This window comes from Natrarchaeobius versutus (assembly GCF_041205745.1).
Lineage (GTDB): Archaea > Halobacteriota > Halobacteria > Halobacteriales > Natrialbaceae > Natrarchaeobius > Natrarchaeobius versutus.
This window is the reverse complement of sequence record NZ_JBGFCC010000001.1, coordinates 155,897-182,838: the sequence shown is the minus strand read 5'-3', so window position 1 is coordinate 182,838 and position 26,942 is coordinate 155,897. Positions and strand designations below refer to the sequence as shown.

At 62.6% G+C, this 26,942-nt stretch carries 25 protein-coding genes; 15 read left to right on the top strand and 10 right to left on the bottom strand.

The window, feature by feature from the left end:
- Positions 1-235: 235 nt before the first annotated feature.
- Entirely contained in the window at positions 236-544 is a 309-nt protein-coding gene (locus AB7C87_RS00825; RefSeq protein WP_369727508.1) for a transcription initiation factor IIB family protein, read from the top strand.
- A gap of 72 nt (positions 545-616) precedes the next feature.
- Here the strand turns inward: AB7C87_RS00825 and AB7C87_RS00820 are convergent, their stop codons facing one another.
- Positions 617-1,090, bottom strand: coding sequence for a phosphopantetheine adenylyltransferase (locus tag AB7C87_RS00820; RefSeq protein WP_369727507.1), 474 nt, complete (start codon positions 1,088-1,090; stop codon positions 617-619).
- A 125-nt stretch (positions 1,091-1,215) separates the two neighbouring features.
- Here AB7C87_RS00820 and AB7C87_RS00815 point away from each other — a divergent pair, with 125 nt between their 5' ends.
- From AB7C87_RS00815 to AB7C87_RS00800, 4 genes are all read left to right on the top strand, one after another.
- Positions 1,216-3,471: an NADP-dependent malic enzyme gene (locus AB7C87_RS00815; RefSeq protein ID WP_369727506.1), complete on the top strand. Its 2,256-nt coding sequence runs from the start codon at positions 1,216-1,218 to the stop codon at positions 3,469-3,471.
- Between the two features lie 30 nt (positions 3,472-3,501).
- Positions 3,502-4,872: an outer membrane protein assembly factor BamB family protein gene (locus tag AB7C87_RS00810; RefSeq protein WP_369728366.1), complete on the top strand. Its 1,371-nt coding sequence runs from the start codon at positions 3,502-3,504 to the stop codon at positions 4,870-4,872.
- 214 nt (positions 4,873-5,086) lie between these two features.
- Positions 5,087-5,443 carry a hypothetical protein gene (locus AB7C87_RS00805; protein WP_369727505.1) on the top strand — a complete coding sequence of 119 codons (357 nt, stop codon included), beginning with the start codon at positions 5,087-5,089 and terminating at the stop codon, positions 5,441-5,443.
- Between the two features lie 138 nt (positions 5,444-5,581).
- Complete coding sequence (locus AB7C87_RS00800) at positions 5,582-5,953, top strand: 30S ribosomal protein S8e (protein ID WP_369727504.1); 372 nt, start codon at positions 5,582-5,584, stop codon at positions 5,951-5,953.
- Positions 5,954-5,994: 41 nt separating this feature from the next.
- Here AB7C87_RS00800 and AB7C87_RS00795 read toward each other — a convergent pair whose 3' ends face one another.
- A complete protein-coding gene (locus AB7C87_RS00795) occupies positions 5,995-6,990 on the bottom strand; it encodes a PhoU domain-containing protein (RefSeq protein WP_369727503.1) in 996 nt (331 codons plus the stop codon).
- Positions 6,991-7,193: 203 nt separating this feature from the next.
- Here AB7C87_RS00795 and AB7C87_RS00790 point away from each other — a divergent pair, with 203 nt between their 5' ends.
- The 6 genes from AB7C87_RS00790 (at position 7,194) to AB7C87_RS00765 (ending at position 13,204) form a co-directional block, all read left to right on the top strand.
- Positions 7,194-8,237, top strand: coding sequence for a PstS family phosphate ABC transporter substrate-binding protein (locus tag AB7C87_RS00790; protein ID WP_369727502.1), 1,044 nt, complete (start codon positions 7,194-7,196; stop codon positions 8,235-8,237).
- Positions 8,234-9,163, top strand: coding sequence for a phosphate ABC transporter permease subunit PstC (gene pstC, locus AB7C87_RS00785; RefSeq protein WP_369727501.1), 930 nt, complete (start codon positions 8,234-8,236; stop codon positions 9,161-9,163). Before AB7C87_RS00790 ends, pstC begins: the two co-directional genes overlap by 4 nt.
- Positions 9,160-10,062 carry a phosphate ABC transporter permease PstA gene (gene pstA, locus AB7C87_RS00780; protein WP_369727500.1) on the top strand — a complete coding sequence of 301 codons (903 nt, stop codon included), beginning with the start codon at positions 9,160-9,162 and terminating at the stop codon, positions 10,060-10,062. The genes pstC and pstA overlap by 4 nt, the downstream gene beginning before the upstream one ends.
- A 180-nt stretch (positions 10,063-10,242) precedes the next feature.
- Positions 10,243-11,955 (top strand): sensor histidine kinase, encoded by a 1,713-nt coding sequence (locus AB7C87_RS00775; RefSeq protein ID WP_369727499.1) that lies wholly within the window; start codon positions 10,243-10,245, stop codon positions 11,953-11,955.
- Between the two features lie 178 nt (positions 11,956-12,133).
- Entirely contained in the window at positions 12,134-12,991 is an 858-nt protein-coding gene (pstB, locus tag AB7C87_RS00770; RefSeq protein WP_369727498.1) for a phosphate ABC transporter ATP-binding protein PstB, read from the top strand.
- A gap of 66 nt (positions 12,992-13,057) precedes the next feature.
- Complete coding sequence (locus AB7C87_RS00765) at positions 13,058-13,204, top strand: hypothetical protein (protein ID WP_369727497.1); 147 nt, start codon at positions 13,058-13,060, stop codon at positions 13,202-13,204.
- 229 nt (positions 13,205-13,433) lie between these two features.
- Here AB7C87_RS00765 and AB7C87_RS00760 read toward each other — a convergent pair whose 3' ends face one another.
- The 3 genes from AB7C87_RS00760 to AB7C87_RS00750 form a co-directional block, all read right to left on the bottom strand.
- Entirely contained in the window at positions 13,434-14,162 is a 729-nt protein-coding gene (locus AB7C87_RS00760; RefSeq protein WP_369727496.1) for an HNH endonuclease, read from the bottom strand.
- Positions 14,163-14,258: 96 nt separating this feature from the next.
- Positions 14,259-15,422 carry an ACR3 family arsenite efflux transporter gene (arsB, locus tag AB7C87_RS00755; RefSeq protein ID WP_369727495.1) on the bottom strand — a complete coding sequence of 388 codons (1,164 nt, stop codon included), beginning with the start codon at positions 15,420-15,422 and terminating at the stop codon, positions 14,259-14,261.
- 239 nt (positions 15,423-15,661) lie between these two features.
- A complete protein-coding gene (locus AB7C87_RS00750) occupies positions 15,662-16,048 on the bottom strand; it encodes an ArsR/SmtB family transcription factor (RefSeq protein ID WP_369727494.1) in 387 nt (128 codons plus the stop codon).
- 904 nt (positions 16,049-16,952) lie between these two features.
- Between AB7C87_RS00750 and AB7C87_RS00745 the strand changes: the two genes are divergently transcribed.
- On the top strand, positions 16,953-17,990 hold the full coding sequence (locus AB7C87_RS00745; protein WP_440590502.1) for a transposase: 1,038 nt from the start codon (positions 16,953-16,955) through the stop codon (positions 17,988-17,990).
- A 56-nt stretch (positions 17,991-18,046) separates the two neighbouring features.
- Here AB7C87_RS00745 and AB7C87_RS00740 read toward each other — a convergent pair whose 3' ends face one another.
- Genes AB7C87_RS00740 through AB7C87_RS00730 form a run of 3 tightly spaced genes read right to left on the bottom strand, consistent with a single transcriptional unit; the run spans position 18,047 to position 22,027 of the window.
- Positions 18,047-19,201, bottom strand: a complete 1,155-nt coding sequence (locus AB7C87_RS00740; protein ID WP_369727493.1) for an ABC transporter permease — start codon at positions 19,199-19,201, stop codon at positions 18,047-18,049.
- On the bottom strand, positions 19,191-21,062 hold the full coding sequence (locus AB7C87_RS00735; protein ID WP_369727492.1) for a PrsW family intramembrane metalloprotease: 1,872 nt from the start codon (positions 21,060-21,062) through the stop codon (positions 19,191-19,193). The genes AB7C87_RS00740 and AB7C87_RS00735 overlap by 11 nt, the downstream gene beginning before the upstream one ends.
- Positions 21,059-22,027, bottom strand: a complete 969-nt coding sequence (locus tag AB7C87_RS00730) for an ABC transporter ATP-binding protein (RefSeq protein WP_369727491.1) — start codon at positions 22,025-22,027, stop codon at positions 21,059-21,061. The genes AB7C87_RS00735 and AB7C87_RS00730 overlap by 4 nt, the downstream gene beginning before the upstream one ends.
- A gap of 116 nt (positions 22,028-22,143) precedes the next feature.
- On the opposite strand from AB7C87_RS00730, the gene AB7C87_RS00725 reads away from it, so the two are divergent.
- Positions 22,144-22,584 (top strand): SRPBCC family protein, encoded by a 441-nt coding sequence (locus AB7C87_RS00725; RefSeq protein ID WP_369727490.1) that lies wholly within the window; start codon positions 22,144-22,146, stop codon positions 22,582-22,584.
- An 86-nt stretch (positions 22,585-22,670) separates the two neighbouring features.
- Positions 22,671-23,027, top strand: coding sequence for a winged helix-turn-helix transcriptional regulator (locus AB7C87_RS00720; protein ID WP_369727489.1), 357 nt, complete (start codon positions 22,671-22,673; stop codon positions 23,025-23,027).
- 120 nt (positions 23,028-23,147) lie between these two features.
- Here AB7C87_RS00720 and AB7C87_RS00715 read toward each other — a convergent pair whose 3' ends face one another.
- On the bottom strand, positions 23,148-23,594 hold the full coding sequence (locus AB7C87_RS00715; RefSeq protein ID WP_369727488.1) for a UPF0179 family protein: 447 nt from the start codon (positions 23,592-23,594) through the stop codon (positions 23,148-23,150).
- Positions 23,595-23,787: 193 nt separating this feature from the next.
- Positions 23,788-24,180 (bottom strand): DUF5820 family protein, encoded by a 393-nt coding sequence (locus AB7C87_RS00710; RefSeq protein WP_369727487.1) that lies wholly within the window; start codon positions 24,178-24,180, stop codon positions 23,788-23,790.
- Between the two features lie 688 nt (positions 24,181-24,868).
- Between AB7C87_RS00710 and AB7C87_RS00705 the strand changes: the two genes are divergently transcribed.
- Entirely contained in the window at positions 24,869-26,941 is a 2,073-nt protein-coding gene (locus tag AB7C87_RS00705; RefSeq protein ID WP_369727486.1) for a PrkA family serine protein kinase, read from the top strand.
- Position 26,942: the final 1 nt, after the last annotated feature.

Genomic DNA, 26,942 nt, shown 5'->3' with positions numbered 1-26,942 from the left:
GACCCCCCGACGAGCGCGGGTGACGGGCGTCGACTACACCTTGGCCTGATCCGTGCTTAAGTAGTTATCTCCTAGTGAAATCCCGCAGGAACGCCCATTATCCCTAGCTATTCGTAGCCACACGTTGGCTCGAGTAGCACGCTATTGCCGTTTCCGACGGTAATCGGTCCCGGGGGAGCGGCTGACGACCGACATCGACGCGGGATTTATCACCGACGAGGCAAAACGATGGCTCATGCACAGCGCGCGCGATCGCGTCGAGTACGCCGCCTGGCTCGAGACCCTCGAGGGCGTCGCCGACCGTCTCGAACTCTCGGGCGAGGCGCGGTCGTGTGCGACCGATCTCTTTCTCGCAGACGTTCCGGAGGAAGACCGGTCCAAGCGGGCGGTTCTCGCCGCGAGCATCTACGCGGGGTCGCTGATCGCCGGCGACGGACGTACCCAGGGCGAGGTCGCCGAAGCGGCTGACGTCTCACGGCTCTCGATTCAATCTCGGTGGAAAACGCTCCTCGAGGACGCGGGGCTCGAAGCCCCGCGCTGGTGACGACACACCGTTTCACTGAGACAGCCGCCGGCTTATTCGGCCGAACGGTCCAGTATGGGGAACGAAATCCGACTAGCCGTCGCTCTCGTCGAGCACTCTCCCGTGTTCGTCGATCTCGCCGCGGACGATTCTGGTACTCGAGATGATGTCGCCGTCTTCCGCCCGGAGGTGGGGAACGACGACGACCTCGAGCGGGTCGTGGCCTCGCTCGCGGCGAATGTCGTTGATCCGTTCCCCGCCGTCGCGGGTTTCGGGGGAGACGACGAGATAGTCGAACTGCGGTTCGGTCGCAATCCCGGTCGGCTCCTCGAGCGGTCGGATTTCGAACTCGCGGTCGTACTCCGCGGCGATCGACTCCAGTACGTCCTCGAGGGCGTTTTCGCGCTGGTCGTAGGAGTTGACGTGTCGTTCGACGTGTCGAGTTTTCGGGGCGAGTTCGTCACTTGTCAACCCAATCGTCACGTCCCCGAGTTCGAACGCCCGTTCGAACAGCCGACGATGGCCGTCGTGAACGGGGTCGAACGTCCCACCAAGCGCGACGTCCATACGCCACCCCACTTGGGCGGTCCGTATAAAACGGTCGAATGCAACACCGATTTCGGCCCCGATTTCGACGATCGTCGATTGTTCCCTTCGCATCGTTTTTAGTGATCCGCCGCTGTGTCCCCGGTATGGGACTGGACGAGGACGCACTCGAGTATCACCGGACGGATCCGCCGGGCAAGATCGAAATATCGACCACGAAGCCGACGAACACGCAACGGGACCTCTCGCTTGCGTACTCGCCGGGAGTCGCGACACCGTGTACCGAAATCGCCGAGAACGAGACCGACGCCTACACGTACACCGCGAAGGGGAACCTCGTGGGCGTCGTCTCGAACGGCTCGGCCGTGTTGGGACTCGGCGACATCGGGGCGCAGGCATCCAAACCCGTCATGGAGGGGAAAGGCGTGTTGTTCAAGCGCTTTGCCGACATCGACGTCTTCGACATCGAACTCGACGAGGCCGATCCCGACAAAGTCGTAGAGGCTATCAAGATGATGGAGCCGACGTTCGGCGGAATCAACTTAGAGGACATCAAAGCGCCGGGTTGTTTCACCATCGAGGAGCGCCTGCGCGAAGAGATCGACATCCCGGTCTTTCACGACGACCAACACGGCACGGCGATCATCTCGGGGGCCGCGCTCCTCAACGCCGCCGACATCGCCGGAAAGAGCTTAGAGGAACTCGAGGTCGTCTTCTCAGGCGCGGGCGCGAGCGCGATCGCGACGGCCCGATTCTACGTCTCGCTTGGCTGTCGCAAGGAGAACATCACGATGTGTGACTCCTCGGGGATCATCACCGAGGCTCGTGCGGAAGACGACGGCGTCAACGAGTACAAACGGCAGTTCGCCCGCGACGTACCGGAGGGTGGACTCGCCGACGCGATGGAGGGCGCGGACGTCTTCGTCGGCCTCTCGATCGGTGGGATCGTCTCCCAGGAGATGATCCGATCGATGGGTGAGAATCCGATCGTCTTCGCGATGGCGAACCCGGATCCGGAGATTGCCTACGAGGACGCGAAGGAAGCCCGCGAGGACACGGTGATCATGGCGACGGGACGATCGGATTACCCCAACCAGGTCAACAACGTCCTCGGCTTCCCTTTCATCTTCCGTGGCGCCCTCGACGTTCGCGCGACGGAGATCAACGAGGCGATGAAAGTCGCCTGTGCGGAGGCGCTCGCCGACCTCGCACGCCAGGACGTTCCCGATGCGGTCGTCAAAGCCTACGGGGACGATCCGATCCAGTACGGACCCGATTACATCATCCCGAAGCCGGTCGACCCGCGCGTGCTGTTTCGCGTCGCACCGTCGATCGCCGAAGCCGCGATGGAATCCGGCGCCGCACGCGCCGAGATCGACCTCGAGGCCTACGAAGAGGAACTCGAGGCCCGTCTCGGCAAGTCCCGCGAGATGATGCGGGTGGTGCTCAACAAGGCGAAAAGCGACCCCAAGACGGTCGCACTCGCGGAGGGGGAAAACGAGAAGATGATTCGGGCGGCCTACCAGATCCAGGAACAGGGGATCGCGACGCCGATTTTGATCGGCGACGAAAGCGAGATCCGTCGCACTGCGGCGAATCTCGGCTTCGATTTCGAACCTCGGGTCGCCGACCCGGCCGTCGGCGATTACGAGGGCTACGCCGACCGACTGCACGAACTTCGCCAGCGTAAGGGAATCACCCGGACGGAAGCGGGCGAACTCATCGAGCGCGATTCGAACTACTTCGGGAGCGTCATGGTCGAACAGGGCGATGCGGACGCCCTGTTGACCGGCCTCTCCCATCACTATCCCTCCGCGCTCCGACCGCCACTTCAGGTGATCGGCACCGCCGAAGACGTCGATTACGCCGCCGGCGTCTACATGCTCGCGTTCAAAAACCGCGTGATCTTCGTCGCCGACGCCACGGTCAACCAGACGCCGGACGAGGAGGTGCTCGCGGAGGTAACCAAACAGACCGGAAAACTCGCCCGCCGGTTCAACGTCGAGCCTCGAGCCGCCTTGCTGTCGTACTCGAACTTCGGCAGCGTCGACAACGAAGGGACCCGCAAGCCCCGCCGCGCCGCAAGGATGCTCCAGGACGACCCCGCGGTCGACTTCCCCGTCGACGGCGAGATGCAAGCCGACACCGCCGTCGTCGAGGACATCCTCGAGGGGACGTACGGCTTCTCCGAACTCGAGGAGCCGGCGAACGTGCTCGTCTTCCCGAACCTCGAGTCGGGCAACATCGGCTACAAACTGCTCCAGCGGCTGGGCGGTGCGGACGCCATCGGGCCGATGCTCGTCGGGATGGACGAACCGGTCCACGTTCTCCAACGCGGCGACGAAGTCAAAGACATCGTGAATCTGGCTGGCGTGGCCGTCGTCGACGCCCAACAGGAGTAAGCCGTGAGCGAGCAGTCGGACGGGACGGGAATGCCCACCAGACGGAAGCTCCTCGCGACGGTCGCGACCGCTGGACTGGCGTCCATATCGGGCTGTACGACCGCTTACGGGCGGATGAGCCCTGGCTGTTCGCTGGCGACGGCGGACGCCGGTCCGACGACGACGCCACGACCCGTCGACGACGACGTGACGATGTTTCGCCGTGGACTGCGCCGGTGGGGGTACTACCCTGACGCAACGGTCCCCTCCGAGGTGCGAGTCGACTGGTCGTTTCCGGTCAACGGGATCGGCCACACCGCGGCGAAGTCGACGCCGCGGCCGACGCCCGACGGCGAGACGGTCCTCGTCGCGAGCGATACCGGCGAGATCCACGCCGTCACGCCGGCGGGCGAGAACCGCTGGACGCTCGAGACGGGAGCCGGAGTCGGGCCGGGTAGCCTCGGGTTCCACGGAACGCCAGCGGTCGTCGGCGACACCGCCTACGTCGGCGGCTACGACGGCGCGATGTACGCCGTCGACGTCGAGGCGGGCGAGTTGACCTGGCGAACCGGTGCCCGCGAGTTCGGCGGCTCGATCGCGATCGGCTCGAGTCCGGCCTACATCGACGGAGCGCTCTACATCCTGGCGGAGTACAGCAATCCGGCGAGCGGAGCGCTGTGGGAGATCGACGCTCGAACCGGGCGGCTAACCTGGAGCGACGACGACATCTGGGGGATGCCCCATCCCTCGCCAGCGATCGACTGCGACGCCGGTCGACTCGTCACCGGCTCGAACGACGGCGTCGTCTACTGCTGGGAGTTTCCCTCCCTCGAGCGCGCCTGGACGTTCCAGGCCGGCGGCGAAGACGGCCCCGACGGCGAGGAGATGGCCGGCGGAGCGTTCACCCTCGGCGCGGAGATCAAGGGAACGACACCAGTCTACGACGGCGCGGCGTTCGTCGGCTCCTGGGACGGTCACTTCTATCGACTCTCCCTCGAGGACGGCAGCGAGGAGTGGTCGTTCGACACCGGCCGCGTTATCATGTCGAACCCGGCGCTCGATCCCGAGGAGGGCGTCGTCTACGTCGGAAGTGACGACAACCACGTCTACGCGCTCGATACCGACACGGGGGAGGAACTGTGGTCGGCGAGCGTCGGTGGTACCGTCATCGGCTCGCTTACGGCCACCGCGGAGACGGTCCTCGTCGGCTCCTACGACACCCACCTCTACGCTCTCGATCGCGAGACCGGTGAACGCCGCTGGCGGGTCGAAAACCGCGGCCACGTCACCGGCGGCGCGATCCCTCGAGACGGCCGGATCTACTACAGCGAACGCGGCGTCTTCTCGAACTACTGGAACGACGACGAGGAGACCGTTCTCGAGGAGCGTGGCCACGCCTACTGTCTCGTCGAAGACGACTGACGGCGACAGCGCCGGCGCAGTGTCTCCCGGTCACACCGGCTGTGGACCGACCGCACGCGACCGGATATCTCTCTCGACGTCCGACGCAGAACGAGTCGGATGCTCCCGAATCTCGTTCGTCGACCTCTCTGACGCCAACGATCGAACTCTCCAACTCCGACGGACGGCGTCTCTCATGGAAACATATATAATAAATATCGGATATAGAGTCGGCATGCGTTCGAAACTGACGCTCCGGCGGATTCTCCGCCATCCCGACGTGTTCGTCGCCTCGGTCAAACACCACAGCTATCGGGTACTGACCCGACCCATTCGAACGATCATCTCGATCGTCGTTACGTACGCCTTCGTCCTCTTGCTCGTCGCGTTCGCGACCAACCCCGAAGGCGTCCGAGCGCTCTCCGAGTCGGGCCTTTCGGTCGGTACGGTCGTTCCGTTGCTCCCACCGGTGACGGTGTTGGTCGTCCTCGCCGGCGCCGCGATCATCGGCGTTCCGATCGGAACCGTCACCCGAGGCGTCCGTCGTGATCTCAGCTCGAGTCGCCGACGACGACAGCGCCGACGAGGCTGAGTCGGATTCGATACCGGTTGCGACCGGAAACCGTACGACCCAGACGGGAGCCGGAGGAGTGGCCGACTCGAGTCGCCGACGTCGACAGCGCCGACACGAAAGCGTGCATTCAAGTAGAAGCCGGATCTTCTCTCGCGTATGCAAAATCAGGGACGCTCCACGCGCAAGCGTACCGGTGGCCGACTGAAGAACGTACGAAAGCGCCGTAAGGACGAACTTGGCCGACTCCCGACGGAGACGCAGGTCGGCGAGCCGCGATTCCGGACCGTCGACGTCCGCGGTAACGGCGAGAAAACCCGCGCGCTGGCGACCAACGTCGCGAGCGTCAACGACGGCGGCGAGACGCTTTCGGCTGATATCGAAGACGTCGTCGAGAACGACGCGAACCCCAACTACGTCCGCCGAAACATCATCACGAAGGGTGCGGTCATCGCGACCTCCGAAGGCGAGGCCCGCGTCACGTCCCGGCCCGGCCAGACAGGCCAGGTCAACGCCGTTTTGCTCGAATAACGTCGACCGTTTTCCGGCTCGTCGCGACCGAACTCGCCGAGCTATGGCCGCGGCGCCGCCTTCTGTAACGCCGTCTCGGCGATGTTTCCGCCGTAGTCGGCGCTCCGGGAGAGCGAGTCGACGATCAGTCCGAGCGACTGGGCCTGGACGGGCTCGAGTTCCCGCAACATGTCGTCGATCGTTCGGGTGTGTTCGTCGATCTCGAGCACCGCTTCGTGGGCGGCGTGTCCCAGCTGACTCGCCTCGTCGCTCTCGTCGGCGAACAGCGCGTCCATCGCCTTCTCTAAGACGTCGGTGGCGTCGGCCTGGAGTTCGGTGAGCGCGTCGGCGACGTCCTCGGGAATCTCCTCGAGTTTCAGCGCCAAATTGCTGATCTTCGCGGCGTGGTCGGCGACCCGCTCGAGTTGGCGAGCGCTCGAGTGAAAGTCGAAGCAGTCCTCGCGGGGGACGCCGAGTTCCTCGGCGGCACGGGGGGACCTGAGCGTCGCACGGAAGATTCGGGAGACGACGAGCCAGAGGCGGTCGACGTCGTCGTCGCGCTCGATGACGTCACGGGCGATGTCGTCGTCGTTTTCGACGAGTGCGATGACGGCGTCTTCGAGCATCGACGTGGCGATCAGGCGCATCCGGGAGACGGCGTTGACGATCGACAGCTCCGAGGAGTCGAGTAAGTCCTGGATGACGACGCTGTCGGTCGTCTCCTCGAGAACTTCGACGCCGACGAGGCTTTGAGTCGCGTCCCTGATCGCCCGTCGTTGATCCGTCGTGATGCGGCCGGCCTCGAGCCGGATGATGTCGAAGCCGCTTACGTACATCGTCATCACGGCACGGGTGAGCCGTTCACCCTCGAGATCGGAGACGTCGAGGGTCCCCTCCTGGCGCTCGACGTCACTCTGTGGCGTCAACAACAGCGCGTCGTCCTCGGGGTAGAACTCGACCGTGGTTCCGGCACTGACGCCGTTTTCGGTCGCCCACCCCTTCGGGAGCGAGACGGTGTACGTCGACCCTCCCGTCACCTGCACTTTGCGGGTCTCCATGTGGCGAGGTTGTGGCGGTAGAACTATAAATCTGGCCAGATCTCCGTACTCCTCAGAGAACGCGATTTCTGGCCAGCAGTGGCCTGGTAAGTGGATTATGACTCGCTTTCTCTCGTACCAGAGCTCGGTACCCGTTGTCCAACATAGAAATATATAGCAAACATAGTAGGGTATTTAGAGACGATATCACCACTAGCTGAGTGATGGCAAACGAGCCGATTACCGGTCGGGCCGACGGGGTTTCGCGTCGGCGCGTTCTGCTCGGCGCTGCCGGAACGGCACTTTCTGGGCTCGCGGGATGTCTCGTACGGGGAGAGGACAGCGGGCTCGACGGTGAAATTCGAATCGACGGCAGTAACACCGTCCTTCCACACGGAGCCGTCGTCTCGGAGGAGTTCCAGTGGCGCAACAACCGAGTCGTGATCCCCGTCCGAGGCTCCGGAACTGGCGCGGGGTTCCAACGCTTCTGTGCGGGTGAAACGCACATCCAGAACGCGAGTCGCCCGATCCTCGAGGGCGAACGGGATCTCTGCGAGCAAAACGGGATCGAGTATCTCGAACTCGAGACGGCACTCGACGGACTGGCCGTCATCGCCCACCCTGACAACGACTGGTGTGAGTATCTCACCGTCGAGGAGCTCGCGGCAATCTGGGAGTCCGGATCGGACGTCGAGACCTGGAGCGACGTCCGTCCGGACGACCCGAACTTTCCGGACGAAGAGATCGAGCTCTACGGCCGCGATCCCGCTTCCGGCACGTTCGATTACTTCACTGAGCAACTCACCGGCGAGATCGGAAACATACGCTCCGACTACTCGGCGAGTTCGGACACGAACGTGATCGTTCGCGGCGTTCGCGGGAGTAGACACGCGCTCGGATTCGGCGGCGCGGGCTACTACTACGAGAACGAAGACGACCTCAAGCTCGTCGGGGTCGACGCCGGCGACGGCGACGTCGAGCCGAACCGAGAGAGCATCGAGAGCGGGGAGTACCAGCCGCTGACTCGGTCGCTTTACACCTACGTCCGAACCGATGTCTTCGACCGCGAGGAGGTCCGCGCGTTCGCCCGATTTTACTTCGAGGAGATCGACGGCGAGGCGACGGAGGCCGAAATCGTCGACCCGGGCGAGGAGCTAGCGTGGACGCAGTGGGCCGCCCGACGCGTCGGCTACTACGCCGTTCCGGACGAGCAGGTCCGGGCCGGCGCGGAGAAACTCGAGGATGCGATCGCGGAGGGGCGAGAATGAGTCAGGTCGAAGAAACGACGGAGATCACGACCGGCGGCTCGAGCGGGATCGACGATCGGAAGAACGCGGCGATCCGGTACGTCTTCTTCTCGTGTGCGCTCGTCACCGTTCTGACGACGCTCGGGATTATTCTGGTCTTGGTCCAGGGATCAGTCGAGTTCTTCCAGCAGGTGTCGATCCTCGAGTACCTGACCGGGACCGAGTGGTCACCGGTCATCCGACCGCACAGCTACGGCGTCCTGCCGCTGGTCTGGGGGACGCTCCTCATTACGGTCGGATCGGCGCTCATCGCGATTCCCGTCGGGACCGCGACGGCGATCTACCTCTCGGAGTACGCCAACCCGCAGGTCCGCAAGGTGGTCAAGCCAACCCTCGAGATCCTTGCAGGGGTCCCGACGATCGTCTACGGCTTCTTCGCGCTCTCGTTTATTACACCGATCATCCAGCGTTTTTTCCCCGGTACCGGGACGTTCAACGCGGCCGCGGGCGCGATCGTCGTCGGAATCATGATCATCCCGATGGTCTCGAGTTTGAGCGAGGACGCGATGTCGGCGGTTCCCGACGACCTGCGAAACGCGGCGTACGGGCTCGGCGCGACGAAGTTCGAAGTGTCGACGCGCGTCGTCTTCCCCGCGTCGCTGTCGGGGGTTATCGCCTCGTACATCCTCGCGCTCTCGCGGGCGATCGGCGAGACGATGGCGGTAACGCTCGCGGCGGGGATGGACCCCCAGATCACGATGTACCCGCTCGAGCCGATCCAGACGATGACGGCGTACATGGTTCAGATCGGAAAGAGTGACATCTCGGTCGGGTCGATCGGGTATCAGAGCCTGTTCGCCGTCGGACTGACGCTGTTCGTGATGACGCTCTCGATGAACCTGTTCAGCCTGTGGGTCAAGTCCCGCTACAGGGAGGAGTACCAATGAGCGCCGGAAACCCGTTCGCCGAAGGCACCGAAAACATCGCTCGTAAGCGATTAATCGGCCGCGTATTCGTCGCGATCTGTTTCGTCTCGACGCTCGTCGGTATCGTCGCACTCGTCGCGTTGATCGCGGACGTCCTTTACGAGTCGTGGGGCTGGGTTACCTGGGAGTTCCTGACGTATCCTCCGTCCCAGGTGATCGAGAACTTCCAGCCGGGCGGACGGGGTGCTGGCATCTATCCTGCCATCGTCGGCTCGATCTTCCTTATCGCATTGACGGCCGTCTTCACCGTCTTCCTCGGCGTCGGCGCCGCGGTCTATCTGGAGGAGTATGCGGCTGAAAACCGGCTGAAGTCGTTCATCGAGGCGAACATCGCCAACCTCGCAGGGGTCCCGTCGATCGTGTACGGACTGCTCGGGCTGGCGATTTTCGTCCGCGGGATGCAACTCGGCTCGAGTCTCATCGCCGGTGCGTTGACCTTGACGCTTCTAATCCTGCCGATCGTTATCGTCTCGACGCAGGAAGCGCTCCGTGCGGTGCCGGACTCACAGCGACAGGCGGCCTACGGCGTCGGTGCGACGCAGTGGCAGGTAATCCGCGACGTCGTCTTGCCGCGTGCGCTTCCCGGGATCATGACGGGAACGATCCTCTCGCTGTCGCGGGCGATCGGCGAGACGGCACCGATCCTGATGATCGGCGCCGCGACCTCGCTGTTCGTCGCACCCGACGGTCTCACGAGTCCGTTCAGCGCGATGCCGATGATGATCTTCGAGTGGGCGACCCTTCCAGAAGCCGAGTTCCAACACGTCGCCGCCGCCGGTATCGTCGTCTTGCTCACCATCCTGTTGCTGATGAACGCCGTCGCGATCTTCATCAGGAACCGGTACGATCCGCGGAGCTGACCGGAAACCGATCCACGGTGTCGGGGTAGCGTCAACGACGACGTGCCGACCAATAAATGTCCTCCAGTAAACATGATCGATGATTTGATCTTCGTTTTGCCTCGATAATGGCTGGACCTGACACGATACAGCCACAAATATAATAACACCTTGATATGTAATGCCAGTGAATACCGGCGAATGAGGCTTACGTATCGGTTCTGTGTCGCGTTTTTCATCGTCGTGATCGTCTCGGGGAGTATCCTCGTGGTCACGTTCGATACGCACCGAACCGATGTGCTCGACAGCGCCGAGGATTCCGTCGCCGAGCGTGCGGAGCTGTCGGCAACGATGCTCGACGATAGGATTCGCGAACAACAGCGAACGCTCACCATCGCAGCGAGCAATCCGGACGTCGGTGCTCACGGAACCGACCGACAGGCCGAAGCGCTCGAGTATCTCGTCGACGTCTCCGCGTTCGACGGTGTCACCGTCGTCGACGAGACGGGGGAGGTGCGAGCGATCGAAACCGTGGAGTCGGACGCGCCAGCTGCGCTCGTGGGGACGGATCTCAGCGAGCGACGGTACGTCGACAGATCACTGGCGGGAGAAACCTACGTTAGCGAGCCGTTCTCCGCGGACACCGGTAATGACGTCGTCGTCGTGAGCACGCCGATTCGTACAGACGGCGAGGTCGTCGGCTCGCTCAACGGTGCCTACCACCTCGACGACGAACGCCTGTTCGAACCCCTAGTCGAGGACGACGAAGGGGCAATGACCGTCGAAGCAGATGGAGAAACGGTGTTTACGAACGTCGACCACGCCGAAGAGACGATCGACGGCGAGGCGGCGGTCGAGACCGTCGACTGGACGGTGACCGCCCACCAGCAACGAAGTGCCGTCACCGGATCGCTCGGTTGGCTGGCACTCTTCCAGACCGCGTCGGCCGTTTTGTTGCTCGGTTCGGTCACCGGGTTCGCCGTGTGGGTCTACCGGTCGAAAGTTCGCCGGATCGGACGGCTCCTCGAGCGGCTCCGTGCGCTCGAGCGACGCGAGTACGGGGCTGACCCGACGATCGGCGGTGCGCCCGAGTGGCGGCGAATCGACCGCGCACTCGAGAGGCTGGCGGGATCGCTCGCCCGGCGCGAGCAGATGTTGCTCGTCCTCAACCGAATTCTGCGACACAACCTTCGGAACACGCTGAACCTCGTCGTCGGTCACGCCGACGATCTCGAATCGGAACTCGACGGGGACGAACAGAACTCGGCCGCGGAGATCGCGACAGCGACGCGTGAACTGCTCGAACTGGCCGACCGGGCCCGGACGACGGAGTCGTTGCTCGATCCGATCGGCGACGAGACGCCTCGAACCGACGTCGCGACGGTCGCTCGCGAACGCATCGACACGTTCGACGCGACGGGCCGTTCGCGTGAACTCGAGGACGTCACCGTCGACGGACCGAACCGGGCGATCGCAGCCTGTGGAGAGGGAATCGGCATCGCGATCGACGAACTACTGTCGAACGCGGTCGACCACGCCGGACCGAACCCCACCGTCACGATCGAGATCGAGACGACGCCGGAGTGGGTTCGCCTGGTCGTCGAGGACAACGGCCCCGGTATTTCCCCCGAAGCCGTCTCGGTGATCACGGGTGAGCGAGAAATCTCACAGGTCAACCACGCCGGCGGCATCGGTCTCTGGCTCGTCGACTGGATCGTCAGCCGATACGGCGGTCGGCTATCGATTCCGTCTATCGAGTCGACCGCGTCTGGCGGCGCGACCGATCCTGACGACGCCGGGAGTACGGTCGTTCTCGAGCTTCCTCGCCCAGCGGAGTCGACGTTCTCGACCGACCGCGACGGGAGAACCGAAGAGGCTCGACCGGATCAGGTCGAGCTCAATAGAGATATATAGTCAACGGCTCTGGACCGGAGAGATCATAGTATCCTATTTAGGTTGGCGCCCCCTCCGTCGTTTCAGACCGAGCGAACCCGGACGGATCGATCGTCTCGATCGTCAGGTCCGGCGAACGATCCGGACGAAACGTTCCGGAACAGGTAACTGCCTGATCTCGAAGAATGAACTACCGTCCATGACTGCAAACGCCGGTGGACCACGAACGGTATCGAAAACCGAGGCCGACGATCACCGGTCCGAATCGACCGAAACCGATGTGCCGCTTGGCTCGCCTCGAGTCGCCGACCCCGTCATCGAATCCAGGGATCTCGACGTCTACTACGGCGACGAACAGGCGCTTCACGGCATCCACATGGAGATTCCGGAGCGAAAAGTGACCGCACTTATCGGACCCTCCGGCTGTGGGAAGTCGACGTTTCTCCGATCGATCAACCGGATGAACGACCTCATCGACATCGCTCGCGTCGAGGGAGACCTTCGATTCCACGGCAAGAACGTCTACGACGAGGACGTCGATCCGGTCGCGCTTCGTCGGAAGATCGGCATGGTCTTTCAGAAGCCGAACCCGTTTCCGAAATCGATCTACGACAACGTCGCCTACGGCCTGCGCGTCCAGGGCAAAGACGACGATGTCGACGAGCAAGTTCAGACGGCACTCGAGCGAGCGGCGCTGTTAGACGAGGTCGAAGACCAACTCGACTCCTCCGGTCTCGACCTCTCGGGCGGACAACAACAGCGACTGTGCATCGCTCGAGCGATCGCGCCCGATCCGGAGGTTATCCTGATGGACGAACCCGCATCCGCACTGGACCCGGTCGCCACCTCGAAAATCGAGGATCTGGTCGAGGAGTTAGCCGAAGAGTACACCGTCGTAATCGTCACCCACAACATGCAACAGGCGGCGCGTATCTCCGATAAGACCGCGGTCTTTCTCACCGGTGGTCACCTCGTGGAGTTCGACGACACCAACAAGATCTTCGAGAATCCAGAAAGCGAGCGCGTCGAGGATTACATCACCGGCAAGTTCGGATGACGGCGTCGATCGATCCCGATCAGTAACCGACACGTTAATTGTTTTGTCCGCCGACGTCAGGATATAATGTATATCTCGATCAAGCAGAAGCTCGTGGCTGTCGTCACCGGTCTCTTGCTCTGGTTGGTCTTTCTCCTGTTTTTCCCCTGGTGGCTCGCCTTTCTGGCACTGTTCGCGATGGTGCCGTTCTTCTGGAAGATACTCAGCTCGTGAGACGGGGGGTTGCGGCCTGTGGCTATTCGTTGATCCCGGACACCCCATTATACGGTCTGGCGTGCATCGTTTGCGCCGAACCACGACACCCACAGTGGTTGTGCGGTAAATCGGTACAGCAAACCGTACTACGGCCGGGGATCCGTACAGTAGCCACTGAACGTCATTGCACCCCTGATCGCCAGATGCATCAGCGATAGGCGTGTGAATCGTTTCAGTTGTTACTGTCTCACAGCGCTCCGGCCAGTACCAGTATGGTGAGATACGCGACGACGACGAGGCCAACCCCTCGAACGATCTTGCTGTTGAACAGAAACCGAAGCGGCGTGTCGTCGATTACCCGTTCTCGCCAATTTCGCGGCTCGCGTCGGAACCCGACCTCGGACCGGCCGAACGCGCTCGGTCGAACGGACGCCTCGAGTCGCCGTTGGGAGAGTTCGTGTCGTTGAAACCGGTGGTTTCCGTCGAGTTCCTCCCAAGTACATCCTGGGTGGTGCTCGAGGACGAGCCCGGCACAGGGTTTACAGAGGATCAGGTGATCGGCGTTCGAGCGACCCTCGGCGTCCGGGACGTCCGTCCAGGCGACGAGTTCGGTCGCGTCGTCGTGTTCGGTTCCACAGCGGCTACAGATCTGGTCGTCGGGCGTTCGCATTCGGGCGACCGGCGTTGGCGAGTCGGGATCTGGAAACAGCGGCGCATCCTCGCGGACGTCGTCGAACGAACGGTTGTACTGGTGAATCACCCCGTGACAGGGGCGACAGAGCGTGAGCAAGTTCTCGAGTTCGTCGGGCCCACCCGCGGATCGGGGGACGACGTGGTGTGCCTGGAGCGTCCGGTCGTCCGCCCCACAGCGCGTACAGGCATGACTGTCCCGGCGGAGCGTCCGGCGACGGAGTCGCTCCCAGCCGTCGCCGTAGCCGCGTTCGTCCGGACGGGCCGCCGTTTCGCGGGAGGCCATCGGTCGATCATCGACTCTCGAGCGGATAGATCCATCGGCACGATCGGTTCGAACGGTCGAAACGAGCGCCGGCGGAGTTTACCGACGACCTCGCGATCAATCGTCGGTGGCCGATTCCGCGACATCGGGATCCGTCGTCTCCGCTATTGCGTCGTCGTCCCCGAGCCAGTTCAACCGTCGCCTGAAGTACACCGCGACGTTGACGAGCGCGAGTAAGACGGGGACTTCGATGAGCGGGCCGACGACGGTCGCGAAGGCGACGTCGGAGGCGACGCCGAAGACGGCAATGGCGACGGCAATCGCCAGTTCGAAGTTGTTCGATGCGGCGGTAAAGCCGATGGCAGTCGTCGTGGTGTAATCCGCACCGATTCCGCGTCCCATCGCGAAGCTGACGAGAAACATCACCACGAAGTAGATCGTAAGCGGGACGGCGATCCACAGCACGTCGGTCGGCTCGGCGACGATGCTCTGGCCCTGTGTGGCAAACATCACGACGACGGTAAACAGGAGCGCGATCAGGGTCACGGGGCTGATCGTCGGGACGAACGTCTCGTCGTACCACTGTTCGCCTTTCGTCGCAGTCCCCACGTACCGGCTGAGGATCCCGCCGGCGAACGGAAGCCCGAGAAAGATCGCGATCGCCCAGAACACCTGCATCGGCGTGATGTCGAATGCGTCGATTCCGGCCACGAGCGCCTCCATTCCGAGCAACGATGGCAAGACGAGCGCGAAAAACCAGATGTAGACCCCGTACGTGATGATCTGGAAGACGCTGTTGAAGGCCACCAGCCCCGCCGCGTACTCGTTCGAGCCGTCGGCGAGTTCGTTCCAGACGAGCACCATCGCGATACAGCGAGCCATGCCGATGAAGATCAGTCCCAGAAAGAACTCCGGACGGGCCGGGAACCAGGGGACGAGTCCGCTGAAGAAGACGACTGCCAGGAAGAACATCAGCGTGGGCCCGATGAGCCAGTTCTGGATCAGGCTCAAACTGAGTACGCGCCAGTTGCGAAACACCATCGGCAGTTGGCCGTAGTTCACCTTCGCCAGCGGCGGATACATCATCACGACGAGACCGATTTCGACGAGGTGAAGCTCCTGTATCGGGTCAGTCACCGACGGCGCGACGTGCCCGAGACCGACGCCCACTGCCATGGCGGCGAAGATCCAGACGGTGAGATACCGGTCGAGAAACGACATCGACTTCGGATCGCCACAGGCCGAACAGCCACAGTCCGGGCCATGTTCGTGTTCACTCATTCGTCGTCACCGATTGACCGTCAGATTGTGGGCGGGGTATTCGATCGATTGGTACGAGTTATCGCGAGACAAAACGCTGTCATCGACCAATCTATCGTGTCGTATAACACGCCACTGTCGAATCGATTGAGACATGATTCATATGAATGATACCACATATATAACATTGGCTATCGGACGGAGGACGAACTTGTCTCGAGGGGGAGCCAGAAACCACGTATTCGGAGACGGACGTAGCGCTACGTTCCATCGAGTGCGGCAACGAGCGCGATCGCTCGATGCGTCGGCTCGTATTTGCGCCACTTGCCATCTTTGCGCCTCGTGACGAGACCGGCCTCGAGAAGCTGTGAAAGCGCGTGGCTAATCGCGCTCTGACTGACGTCCATCAACGGTGCGATCTCACAGACACAGAGTTCACTGTCGGCCGCGACCAGCAGGCGAACGATCCGGTACCGTGTTTCGTTCGCGAGCGCCGACAGTGCGGCCACGTCTGCGTCGAACGCCGTCTCGTCGACGGCTTCGTCGAGCCGGTCGAGTTCGGCGAGTCGAACCTCGAGGTCGTCGTCCCGACACTCGCCGACGTCGTCCTCGAGATACCGCCGGAGTCGAGATTCCGCGTTTGCCATACAATCGGTTGAGGAGTTGTTCAAATAACTGTTTCGTCGAACGATCAACCGGCCCACCGAAGAGGGTCGGGCCGTCTCGAGGTGCGAGGACGCCCCAACCCATCCACTTATTGGAAGGTTTTTCACCCGGGTCCACAATTTTTCAGTAGAAAACGTTCCTTACGACTACCTGTCTATGGCGGACGAACACAACGATCGACAGACGAACCAGAACGACGACAGTGGTATCGTCTCGCGCATCAAGGGCGTGTTCAGCCGACGCTGAACTGGTCGATAGCGGCCGTTCGACTCCGTCTTCCGCGTTTTTCGTCGATGATTCGAGAGAGAACTGTACGAGTCGGTTCGCACGGATCGTCGTTTACAGGGATAACAGGAGAACGCCCACGACTGTAGTCGTGCGGATGAATCCGTCACTTCTGAATACAACCACGAACTGGATCCAGTGCTGTAATCCCAACGTTTACAATATAATAGGTTGACACTAAATCCGTGAGCAGCCGACCACAACGCACGAACGAGTACATCGCCGAACCCGCCACCGAACGGTACCGGCAGTGCGTGTTCGAGTGGTTGGCCGCCCACGCCCCGTTGTGGAACCAGATCAACTACCGCCGTCCCCAGAACGAAGTTCTGGTGTGCCATCCAGACGCAAAGCGTCTGGAGACGTCGACAACAGTACTTCCAAGAAGACGGCGACGTCTGGGACGCCGAGTACACCGACCTCTACGACACGTACGCACCCATTCTGGGGAAGGCGGCGTGCCAACAAGTCGCCCGGAAAAACAGCGAGGCATGGCGGAGCCACTTCCGCCTCCTCGAGAACTATCACGACGACTCAGATCCTACAGTGACGGAGAAACCGTCCCCACCCGGGTATTGGGGGAATCGCGGGGACGGCTACGAGTTGCACGGCCTCATCCGTAACGACCTCTACACCTTCGACTGGGACGAGAAGCGGAGTACCCTGGAGTTCGGCGTCGGTGACGTCCTCGAAGAGAAGTACGACTTCGAGTACCAAGAGCGCATCACACTGGACGTTCGCGGTAATCCACAATGGAACGGTGACGATAGCAGGTTAGAACTGGTCTACGACGAGGCAGCAGACAGGATTCGTGTCAAGCATCCGGTTTGCATTCGGCCAGACCGATTGCAGGAACAGCGACTGGAGGCTTTCACTCACACACTCGAGACCGAGAACACGACGCATTCTGCTGCTATCGACGTGGGCGCGAACAACACGCTTGCGATCGTCACTACCACTGGAGAAACCGCTGTGTACCACGCTCGACCGGAGTATGAACGCTTCCGTGAGTTGTCCGGTCAGATTGCCGAGTTGCAATCAGCACTTCCCGACGACCGATATACGAGTAACCGGATTCAACGCCTGTACGACGACCGATCGCGCAAGCGCGACCACAGTCGTGATGCAGCGGTGAAGCACGCTGCGGATTGGCTCTTAGCGCGCAACATCGATACGGTGTACGTTGGTGATTTGACCGATGTGTTGGAGGGGCATTGGTCTTCAGTGGTGAACGACAAGACCCATTCGTTCTGGTCGCACCGACAACTCGTTGCCCGCCTCGAGCTCACACTCGGTGACGTTGGAATCTGCGTCGAGCAGGTGAGCGAGGCTGATTCGAGCAGTGAGTGTCCCGACTGTGGAAGCGAGGACGTGTCTCGGGATGGTGATGCGTTTCGGTGTCACGAGTGCGAGTTGGACGCACACAGCGATGTTGTAGGGGCGTGGAACGTGTTGCAAAACGAGGTTGGGCCGATGGCGCGGCCTGCTGCCCTCTCTGCTGAACGCGAGGGGGACGCACCCGAATCAGGGGCGTACTGGGAGTGGGATGGACACGACTGGACACCCGCCCGGTTTGGGGAACAGTCGAGTCCGTTCGACCAAACCAGCGTCGGCAAACCCGCAAGTTCACAGCCGGGGTAACCCACTGGCCGGATTGCCCACGGAGGAATCCCACGACTTCAGTCGTGTGGAGGACGTCAAAGCGAGTCGTGATCGACTCGATCGAGGACGATCCGAACCGCGCCGAAGGCGATCGCGGCGAGCAGACAGTACAGCGCGAGCGAGAGCCACGTGGTCGCCGTCGGGTTTCCGATCGCGAACTTTGCAACGGTGTTGGCCGGGTGTTCGGGCAACAGCGTCGAGACGACGAGCGCGCCGACGACAGCGATCGAGTACAGCAGTTGTGCCTGGCGTCTATCGGGCGCCGTGAGTGCGACGACGCCGCCAACGCCGACCACAAGCACGGCGAGCGCCGAGACGAGTACGATCAACGCGAGCGGATTCGCAACCGCTGTTCCGTTGAACGCGAGCAGGGCGAGCCAGGCGATCGCCTGAACCGGCGCGAGCGCGGCGGTCGCAACCAGCTTCGAGTCGACGACGTCGACGAACGAGACGGGGGCGACCCGGAGCAATTCGAGAGTGCCGCGCTGGCGCTCCTCGACGAGCGAGTCGACGACGATCGAGCCGCTGATGAACGCCGGTAGGAACAACAACAGCGGGACTAACACGGTGTATGAAAACTCCGCGTACGGGCTGGCGTCGGTTCCCTGGGGAACCGACAGCGGCGGCTCGGCCAGGCTGTCGGCGTTCTCGATCCGTTCGACGTACTCGATCGTCTCGAGGGTCTCGCGAAGCTGAACGACGAGGACTGTCGTCTCGAGCCCGCCGTCTGGAGCCGTCACGCGGACGATGAGTCTCCCCTCGTCGTCTCGGTTCGCGTCGAGGACGGCGTCGACCCACCCCTCGTCGAACGCACGGTGGGCCTCCGCCCGTTCGTCGTAGAATCGCGGATCGATCCCGTTCTGTTGGTCGGCGACGGCGAGCAGTTCGTCGGTGTCACTTCCCGTGACGGCGACGTCGGCCTCGTAGCCGTCCACGGAGTCGGGTTCGTACATCGAGACGAGCCCGACGACGAGAAACGAGGAGAACGACGCGATAAACAGCTGAATCGCGATCGCGAGCAGGATCGTCTTCTCCGAGCGAAGCGAGCGAAGCTGTCGGCGGACGAGCGCCCAGCGGGCCCGCCAGACGCCCCTCGACCGTCGGTCGCGGTCGCTTCTCGAGGGTGGGTTCGGCCCGCGAGGCGTCGACGGCTCGTCGTCGGATCGCCACTCGTCGCGATCAGGTGACAAGGGCGATCACCCCGAGGTTGTAGAGGGCGTGAACGAGAGTTGCGACGACGAACGCCGCGGCGTACGTCCCTCTGCCACGTCTCGCACCCGTGGCGGAGATGATCGCCGTCACCACGTGGAGGGCAAGCGGAGCGAGAAAGAGAGCGAGCAAAACGGGGATCGCCAGATCGGCGCCGAGTTCAGGGCCGAACGCGGCGACGCTGATCGGGAGATCCGACAGCCCGACGAACTGGCCGACGTGGGTGATCTTTTCGCCGACGAAAAAGCCGAGCCCAGAGAGCGCACCGAGAATCGCGGCCACGCGGATTGTCGGTTCGAATCGAGACCGGGAGAATCCAGCGTAGACGTGGATGCTCTTCGCGAACTCCTCGATCGCCGCGGCGAGGACGAACATCACGACGAGTGCGATCGACTCGGGGACGACGAACAACAGCGCAACCGCGAGCAGTTGGGCCGCGAAGACGAACGGGATGAACATGATCGAGAGCACGAACGGGCTCCAGTACGCCGAGACGCGCCTCGAGATGGCGTCGATCTGGCTCGTGATCGCGTCGAGGATCTTCGCGGGGACCGGCTTCTGGGCGAACATGTCCTCCTCGCGGTAGATACCGATGCCGAGCAAGAAGAGGACGGTCGCGCTGAGATAAAACGGAGCGGTCGAGAAGAGGTACTCCACGAATCGGACCGACTCGCCCTGCAGATCCATCACGACCAGGGTGAGCGGCGAGATCAGCGCGATCGGGGTCACTTCGGTGAAGATCGCCGGCACGAACGTATACGTCGTCAAGAAGACGCTGATGGTGACGGTGACGAACGTGAGTTCCTTGAACGATCGGGCGAGCATCGCGCCGGCGAACGTCGACGCGAGAAACACCAGCGCGATCGGGAGCGCCGCGGCGACCGAGAGCGTCCGCCCGCCGATCACCGCGGCGGTCGCGACGACGATGCCGACGAGGCCGAGCAGATACGGGAGGGTCTTTCCGGCCACGATCTCGTAGCGCGAGGACGGCGACACCAGAAGTAACTCGCCGCGTCGCTTGAGGCGTTCGTCCATGATCGTGCTCCCGTAGGTCTGGATGACGAAGTTCATCGGCACGATAAAGAGAAAGGCGAGCACGAGCGACTGGAACGGAAACGGCGGCGAGAGCGTATCGGGCGTTCCGGGGCTGGTCTGCTCTGTGGCCGTGGCACCGACGTCGGGTACCTGAAGCTCACCGTCCCCGGTTGCGCCCGTCGGAGTCGAGTCCTCGTCCGTCGTGTCCGTGGTCGAATCGTCGCCGTCGTCGAACGTGGATGTGTCGCCGGTCGAACCACTTTCGGCGTCCGATCGCGGTCCGGGGGTTCGTTCCTGATACTCGACGGTCACGAGTACCGGATAGGCGGCGACGTCGTCGTCCTCGGCGGCCATTCGCTCGGCGTTTTCCGCTACGATCGCCTCGCGGAACGCCTCGAACGCCTGTTCGCCGTTGTCCCCGGCGTACCCCAACTCACCGTCACGGGTCACGACGACGTCGACGTTCGAGTTCCCGCTATCGTCGATCCGGACGTCCTCGAGTTCGATTGCCCGGAACTGATCGCTCTCGGCCGCGACGTCGGCGTAGGGGTCTTCGGCATCGACGCCGACGACGTACAGTTCGTCCTCGAGGCCGATCCCGTCCTCGGCGACCGAGAGCCCGACGCCGCCGACGACGACGAGTATCGCGACCACCGCGAAGATCGTCCGCCGGTCGACGGTTCCGGCGGACCGGGAGACTTCCCAGCGGGCAATCCGCGCGGTTCGTCGGAGCGAGCCGACTACACGCCGACGGACCGACTCGAGCCGTCGTCGGACCGACTCGGGCGGCGACCGTTCGTCGCTCACGTCTGGGCTTCCTCCCCGCGGTCCGTCGTGGCGTCCGACGCCGCTTCGGGTTCCGAGCGAGCGTCCTCCTCGGAATCCGAGGCGCTCGCGATCTCGAGGAAGATTTCCTCCAAACTCGGCGTCTTCGTCTGAATATCGGTGATGCGGCCGCCCTCCGCGTCGACGGTCTCGCGGATCGTCTCGACGTCGTCCATCCCACCGACGACGTGTCGAATCAGGTCGTTCTCCCGGTCGACGAGGACCCCCTCGAGCGCGTGACTCCCGTCGACGGTCGCGTAGACGTGGTACTCGGTGCCGCCGTGGGCCTCCCGGATCGACTCGACGGAGCCGCGGGCGACGATCCGACCGTGGTTCATCACCGCGATCCGATCACAGATGCTCTCGACGTGAAAGAGGTTGTGTGCGCTGAAGACGATCGTCTTTCCCTCATCGCTCAGTTCGCGGGTGAACTCGATGATGTAGTTCGTCGTCAACGGGTCGAGCCCCGACGCGGGTTCGTCGAAGATGAGCACCTCGGGGTCGTTCACGAGCGCCCGGGCGATTGCAACCTTGCGTTTCATTCCCTTCGACATGTTGCCGATTCGCCGGGTCCGGTGTTCGAGGTCGAGTCGATCGAGCGTCCGATCGATCCGTTCGCGGGCGACGCCCGAGGGAACGTCGTAGAGGTCGGCGAAGAAGGTGAGATACTCGAGGGCGGTCATCTCCTCGTACAACGGCGACTCCTCGGGGAGGAAGCCGAGCCGGCGTTGCATCGCCGGCTCACCGGGGGTGTAGCCGGCCACCGTCGCCGTCCCGTCGGTCGGCTCGATGAGACCAGCGATCATCTTCAACGTGGTCGTCTTCCCGGCGCCGTTCGGGCCGACAACGCCGAACACCTCGCCGCGTTCGATCGAGAACGTGCTCCCTTCGACGGCGGCGAATCCCCCGTACTCCTTGCGGAGGTTTTCGACTTCGACTATCGCCATTACTCGATTCGAGCCAGGAAGTCCCCCAAGTAAAGTCTAGCGGCTACGGATAGTTCTATCAGCGAACAGGTAGTGTCCGAAACGCCATATTCACCGAGGGCGTAGACCGACGTACGATGACCCGCGTCCAGCGAGCGCGGACGGCCGACGGCTACAGACTCGAGGTCTCACAGGTGCTCGCGGTGGCTCCGGAACGGGCCTGGGAACTCCTGGTCGATACGATGCGGTGGCCCGACTGGTCGCCGGTCGTCAGCGAGGTGGAATCGACCGACCGCCGCGTTCGAGAAGGGACCGCCGGTCGAATCCGGGTGCCGGGTGCCTGGCTGCCGTTTACCATCACTGCCCGGACGGATCGTCGCTGGACCTGGGGTGTGCCGTGCGTCCCGTCGGCCGGCCACCGCGTCGACGACCTGGGTGATCGGCGCTGTCGCGTCGTTTTCGAGGTCCCCCTCCACGCCGCGGGATCGGTTCCGGTCTGTCTCGAGGCGCTCGAGCGCATCGAATCGATCCTCGAAGACGAGCGAACAGCGGCCGAGAGACCACAATCGAGCGAGTAACCGATATCACAGGGAGTAACACAGTGTTAGTACGTTCGATTCCGAACTGCTATTGTCCCCCGGGCCGAACGTCGAGGAGAGACCCGATGTCATCGCAACGACCGCAATCCGACGACCAGCATCCTGAGGCCTGCCCGGTCATCGAGTCGCTCGAGCAGATCGGATCGCAGTGGCGTCTGGCCGTACTACACGAACTGCTCGCCGGCGAACAGCGGTTCAACGAACTCAAACGTTCGACCGGTGCGAACGCGCGGACGCTTTCGCGGGTGCTCGACGATCTGGGGGAGATGGGATTCGTCGAACGCCGCATCGAGGAGGACGCGCCGATCGCGACCTACTACAGCCTTACCGACAAGGGCCGGTCGCTCGAGCCGGTGTTCGACGAGATCGAGTGCTGGGCCGGAAGCTGGCTCGAGGCCGTCGACGAGTCGGATCGACGCTGACGTGGGGTTGCGCCGCCGGGGACTGACGTCGACGGAATCATACGGTTTACTGTCAGTCAGTTCCGGCCAAATCGCGACCCGAGTTGCGGTTGGGCCGGTACACTGGTATAGAAATCCGTGTCAGCCCTCGGGATCGAGTTCGACGAGCTGGAGTCCCCTGTCGAGGTGACAGATGTCGTGGGGTGGGTCCCCGACGATCTCGCTGATTCTGTACTCCTCGTCGAACTCGAGGCCGTCGGGTTCGCAGTACTCGTGGCTCGGACACTCGACGTACGGACACGGGCCCGGAAGGCTCGATTTGCTTCCGGCGAACGCTCCCTTCGAGACGATGTTCGCACGCACCGAGACGGGTTCGACCTCGACTGCGCGGACGCCGCCGTCGTGCATCGCACACTCGAGCGTCTGGGCGTTCTCCCGAACGGACGTGATCCGGTAGCGGGTATCGGTCGAGAGATTGAGACACTGGCTCCGGTACGGACAGCCGGCACAGCCGTCCGCTTCGCCGTGGTAGACGAACTCGATTCCCGGCTCGGCCAGGCGGGAACCGACGAGGGTGACGGTGGACATGTCGTCCCCTACTCGCCAGCGCCGGTTAAGCCTCACTCTCACGTTTACTCTCTCGGGCCGTGCTTTGCCTTACTCTCTCTCGGGTCACGATCCGCCGTTCGCGTCGCATTTCTCTCTTTTAGTTCCGCGTGCGAGCATCTCGAAGCGGTCGCTGATTTTTCACCCGGTCAGTTTCGAAGCGGTCGCTGGTCTCTCACCCGGTCAGTTCGTCCAATCGATCGAAGTAACGCTCTCGAGGAACCTGATACAGACCTCGGTAATCGACCTCGCCGTCGGCGAACCGGCACGCGAGATCGAGGACGTACTCGAGGGCGTCGGCTCGCGTCGAAAACCGTTCGCCGCCGTCGAGCGAGACGTCCGGCTCGAGATAGAGAGTGACGAACCAGTCGTCGTCGCCGGTCGTATCGGTCGGATTCTGACCGGGACGTCTCGTCCGACGACCGTGCGTCAGGTAAAGCGTCGGGAGACAGGCGGCGGGAAACTCGGCGCCGTCGAAGACGTCCGGCCGGTAGGCGAGAACGACTCGTCCGTCTTCGCCCTGGGACCAGATCTCCCAGGCCGATGGCAGGGTCGACAGATCGGTCATATTCCCGACTACGGTGGTCGGTCCTAAATCCTCGTCGCCACCGATTCGCCGCCGGTGTTTCGTGTTTACAGCAACGACTGAGGCGCTCGACACACTGATCGTACAGCTCACGGGTCGTCGCCCCGATCGCAGTCGTGATTGTCGCTCACTCCGCCACTCCGTTGCAGTCGTGGTTCTCGAACCGAGCGGTTGGCCCTCTCGTTCTCACAACGTGCAATCCAACGGAGAATATAGATCCGAGGTCGTGCTAGTTAGACGCACACCGCGCGCGACCGAACCGCGGCAATGCAGGCGATCGACTTATGACCGGACACCCCCGACGAGCGCTGTGGTATCCGCCCACATACATAGATGCCTGCATATATTGCCTGGAATATATTTCTAATAAATATCTTTTGGGGCCAAGGTTAAGTAGCTGGATTACTCACTCATTAAATACTATCGATATCCGCACGGCGGGTCGATCCACGTCGCGCCCGTCCCCGGCGCGTATCGTTCGAGACCGACACGGAGTCTCGAGCACGGCACGTGGCACGCGAGTACCCATGAAACGACAGAACGCCGCCCGAAAGGGTTCGCGCTCTCCGCGAGAGTTCGTCTCAGAATCGAACGCACGGAGAGCGTCGGATCGACGACGTGTGGATGTGGCCACCCCAACGGCGAGGGAGCGACAACTGGCAGTGATACCATGAACGGTGACATCGAGACGCTCGAGAAGCTGAGTACGGACTACAAGGAATCGATGCCCGCAGACCTGCGGGAGACGAAATCGTTCGACTGGTACCTCGAGGAGACGTACGAGGACCCGAAGATTACCCGCAACGCCCACCAGCGCGTCGCGGATATGTTCGATTACTACGGCACGACCTACGACGAGACCGAGGGCGTCGTCGAGTACCAGCTCGCGAGCGAGGATCCGTTACACGACGGTGAGAACACCTTCTACGGGAAGGTGATCCACCAGTCGATCCACGAGTTCGTCAACAAGGTGAAATCGGGTGCACGACGTCTCGGTCCCGAGCGTCGAATCAAGCTCCTGCTCGGCCCGGTCGGATCGGGCAAATCTCACTTCGACAAGCAGGTCCGCCAGTACTTCGAGGACTACACCCTGCGCGAGGAGGGGCGGATGTACACGTTCCGCTGGACGAACCTCTGTGACGTCATCAAAGACCAGGACCCCGCCGACGACACGGTCCGGTCGCCGATGAACCAGGATCCGCTCGTGCTCCTCCCACACGAGCAACGCCAGCGGGTGATCGACGACTTAAACGAGCGCCTCGAGGCGCCGTACACCATCCAGAACGAGCAGGCGCTCGATCCAGAAAGCGAGTTCTACATGGACCGGTTGCTCGCCTACTACGACGATGACTTAAAGCAGGTCCTCGAGAACCACGTCGAGATCATCCGGTTCGTCGCCGACGAGAACAAACGTCAGGGTCTCGAGACCTTCGAGCCAAAGGATAAGAAGAACCAGGACGAAACCGAGTTGACGGGAGACGTCAACTACTCGAAGATCGCCATCTACGGCGAAAGCGACCCGCGGGCGTTCGATTACTCCGGTGCGTTCTGTAACGCCAACCGGGGCATCTTCTCCGGCGAGGAACTGCTCAAACTCCAGCGGGAGTTCCTCTATGACTTCCTGCACGCAACCCAGGAGCAGACGATCAAGCCGAAGAACAACCCGCGGATCGACATCGACCAGGTCATCGTCGGACGGACGAACATGCCCGAGTACAAGGACAAAAAGGGCGACGAGAAGATGGAAGCGTTCAACGACCGCACCAAGCGGATCGACTTCCCGTACGTCCTCTCCTACGAGGACGAGGCCAGCATCTACCAGAAGATGCTGAACAACGCCGACGTCCCCGACATCAACGTCGAGCCCCACACCCTCGAGATGGCCGGTCTCTTCGGCGTCCTCACGCGGATCGAAGAGCCCGACACGGAGACCGTCGGACTGCTGGCGAAGGCGAAGGCGTACAACGGCGAGATCGACGAGGGCGACGACATCGACGTCAAGAAGCTTCGCGAGGAGGCCGCCGCGAAAGCCGAGATCGGCGAGGGGATGGTCGGCATCTCGCCGCGCTTTATCGGCGACGAGATCGCCGAGGCGATCATGGACTCGAAACACCGCTCGCGGGGCTTTCTCTCGCCACTGACGGTGTTCAACTTCTTCGAGGAGAACTTAGAACACCACGGCTCGGTCCCCGAGGAGAACTTCGAGACCTACTACCGCTACCTCGAGACGGTCCGCGAGGAGTACCGCGAGCGTGCGATCGAGGACGTCCGTCACGCGCTGGCGTACGACCTAGACGAGATCCAGCGCCAGGGCGAGAAGTACATGGACCACGTCATGGCCTACATCGACGACGACACGATCGAGGACGAACTCACGGGCCGCGAGCAAGAACCCGACGAGACGTTCCTTCGCTCGGTCGAGGAGAAACTCGACGTGCCGGAAGACCGCAAGGAGGACTTCCGCCAGGAGGTTTCGAACTGGGTCTCCCGGCGGGCCCGCGAGGGCGAGGCCTTCAACCCCCAGGACAACGAGCGCCTGCGCCGCGCGCTGGAACGCAAACTCTGGGAGGACAAGAAACACAACATCAACTTCTCCGCACTCGTGTCGGCCAACGAGTTCGACGACGACGAGCGGTCCTCGTGGATCGACGCTCTGATGGAACAGGGCTACTCCGAGGAGGGCGCCAAGGAAGTGCTCGAGTTCGCCGGCGCGGAGGTCGCCAAAGCAGAGATGGAAGACTGAT

What these genes read in the sequence shown, in the direction of transcription:
- AB7C87_RS00750 (WP_369727494.1), bottom strand. Translation starts at nt 16,048, where the DNA reads ATGGCAAACGCGGAATCTCGACTCCGGCGGTATCTCGAGGACGACGTC.
- AB7C87_RS00825 (WP_369727508.1), top strand. Translation starts at nt 236, where the DNA reads ATGCACAGCGCGCGCGATCGCGTCGAGTACGCCGCCTGGCTCGAGACC.
- AB7C87_RS00795 (WP_369727503.1), bottom strand. Translation starts at nt 6,990, where the DNA reads ATGGAGACCCGCAAAGTGCAGGTGACGGGAGGGTCGACGTACACCGTC.
- AB7C87_RS00715 (WP_369727488.1), bottom strand. Translation starts at nt 23,594, where the DNA reads ATGTCCACCGTCACCCTCGTCGGTTCCCGCCTGGCCGAGCCGGGAATC.
- AB7C87_RS00820 (WP_369727507.1), bottom strand. Translation starts at nt 1,090, where the DNA reads ATGGACGTCGCGCTTGGTGGGACGTTCGACCCCGTTCACGACGGCCAT.
- pstC (WP_369727501.1), top strand. Translation starts at nt 8,234, where the DNA reads ATGAGTCAGGTCGAAGAAACGACGGAGATCACGACCGGCGGCTCGAGC.
- AB7C87_RS00730 (WP_369727491.1), bottom strand. Translation starts at nt 22,027, where the DNA reads ATGGCGATAGTCGAAGTCGAAAACCTCCGCAAGGAGTACGGGGGATTC.
- pstB (WP_369727498.1), top strand. Translation starts at nt 12,134, where the DNA reads ATGACTGCAAACGCCGGTGGACCACGAACGGTATCGAAAACCGAGGCC.
- AB7C87_RS00810 (WP_369728366.1), top strand. Translation starts at nt 3,502, where the DNA reads ATGCCCACCAGACGGAAGCTCCTCGCGACGGTCGCGACCGCTGGACTG.
- AB7C87_RS00710 (WP_369727487.1), bottom strand. Translation starts at nt 24,180, where the DNA reads ATGACCGATCTGTCGACCCTGCCATCGGCCTGGGAGATCTGGTCCCAG.
- AB7C87_RS00720 (WP_369727489.1), top strand. Translation starts at nt 22,671, where the DNA reads ATGTCATCGCAACGACCGCAATCCGACGACCAGCATCCTGAGGCCTGC.
- AB7C87_RS00765 (WP_369727497.1), top strand. Translation starts at nt 13,058, where the DNA reads ATGTATATCTCGATCAAGCAGAAGCTCGTGGCTGTCGTCACCGGTCTC.
- arsB (WP_369727495.1), bottom strand. Translation starts at nt 15,422, where the DNA reads ATGAGTGAACACGAACATGGCCCGGACTGTGGCTGTTCGGCCTGTGGC.
- AB7C87_RS00775 (WP_369727499.1), top strand. Translation starts at nt 10,243, where the DNA reads ATGAGGCTTACGTATCGGTTCTGTGTCGCGTTTTTCATCGTCGTGATC.
- AB7C87_RS00800 (WP_369727504.1), top strand. Translation starts at nt 5,582, where the DNA reads ATGCAAAATCAGGGACGCTCCACGCGCAAGCGTACCGGTGGCCGACTG.
- AB7C87_RS00705 (WP_369727486.1), top strand. Translation starts at nt 24,869, where the DNA reads ATGAACGGTGACATCGAGACGCTCGAGAAGCTGAGTACGGACTACAAG.
- AB7C87_RS00790 (WP_369727502.1), top strand. Translation starts at nt 7,194, where the DNA reads ATGGCAAACGAGCCGATTACCGGTCGGGCCGACGGGGTTTCGCGTCGG.
- AB7C87_RS00725 (WP_369727490.1), top strand. Translation starts at nt 22,144, where the DNA reads ATGACCCGCGTCCAGCGAGCGCGGACGGCCGACGGCTACAGACTCGAG.
- AB7C87_RS00815 (WP_369727506.1), top strand. Translation starts at nt 1,216, where the DNA reads ATGGGACTGGACGAGGACGCACTCGAGTATCACCGGACGGATCCGCCG.
- pstA (WP_369727500.1), top strand. Translation starts at nt 9,160, where the DNA reads ATGAGCGCCGGAAACCCGTTCGCCGAAGGCACCGAAAACATCGCTCGT.
- AB7C87_RS00760 (WP_369727496.1), bottom strand. Translation starts at nt 14,162, where the DNA reads ATGGCCTCCCGCGAAACGGCGGCCCGTCCGGACGAACGCGGCTACGGC.
- AB7C87_RS00805 (WP_369727505.1), top strand. Translation starts at nt 5,087, where the DNA reads ATGCGTTCGAAACTGACGCTCCGGCGGATTCTCCGCCATCCCGACGTG.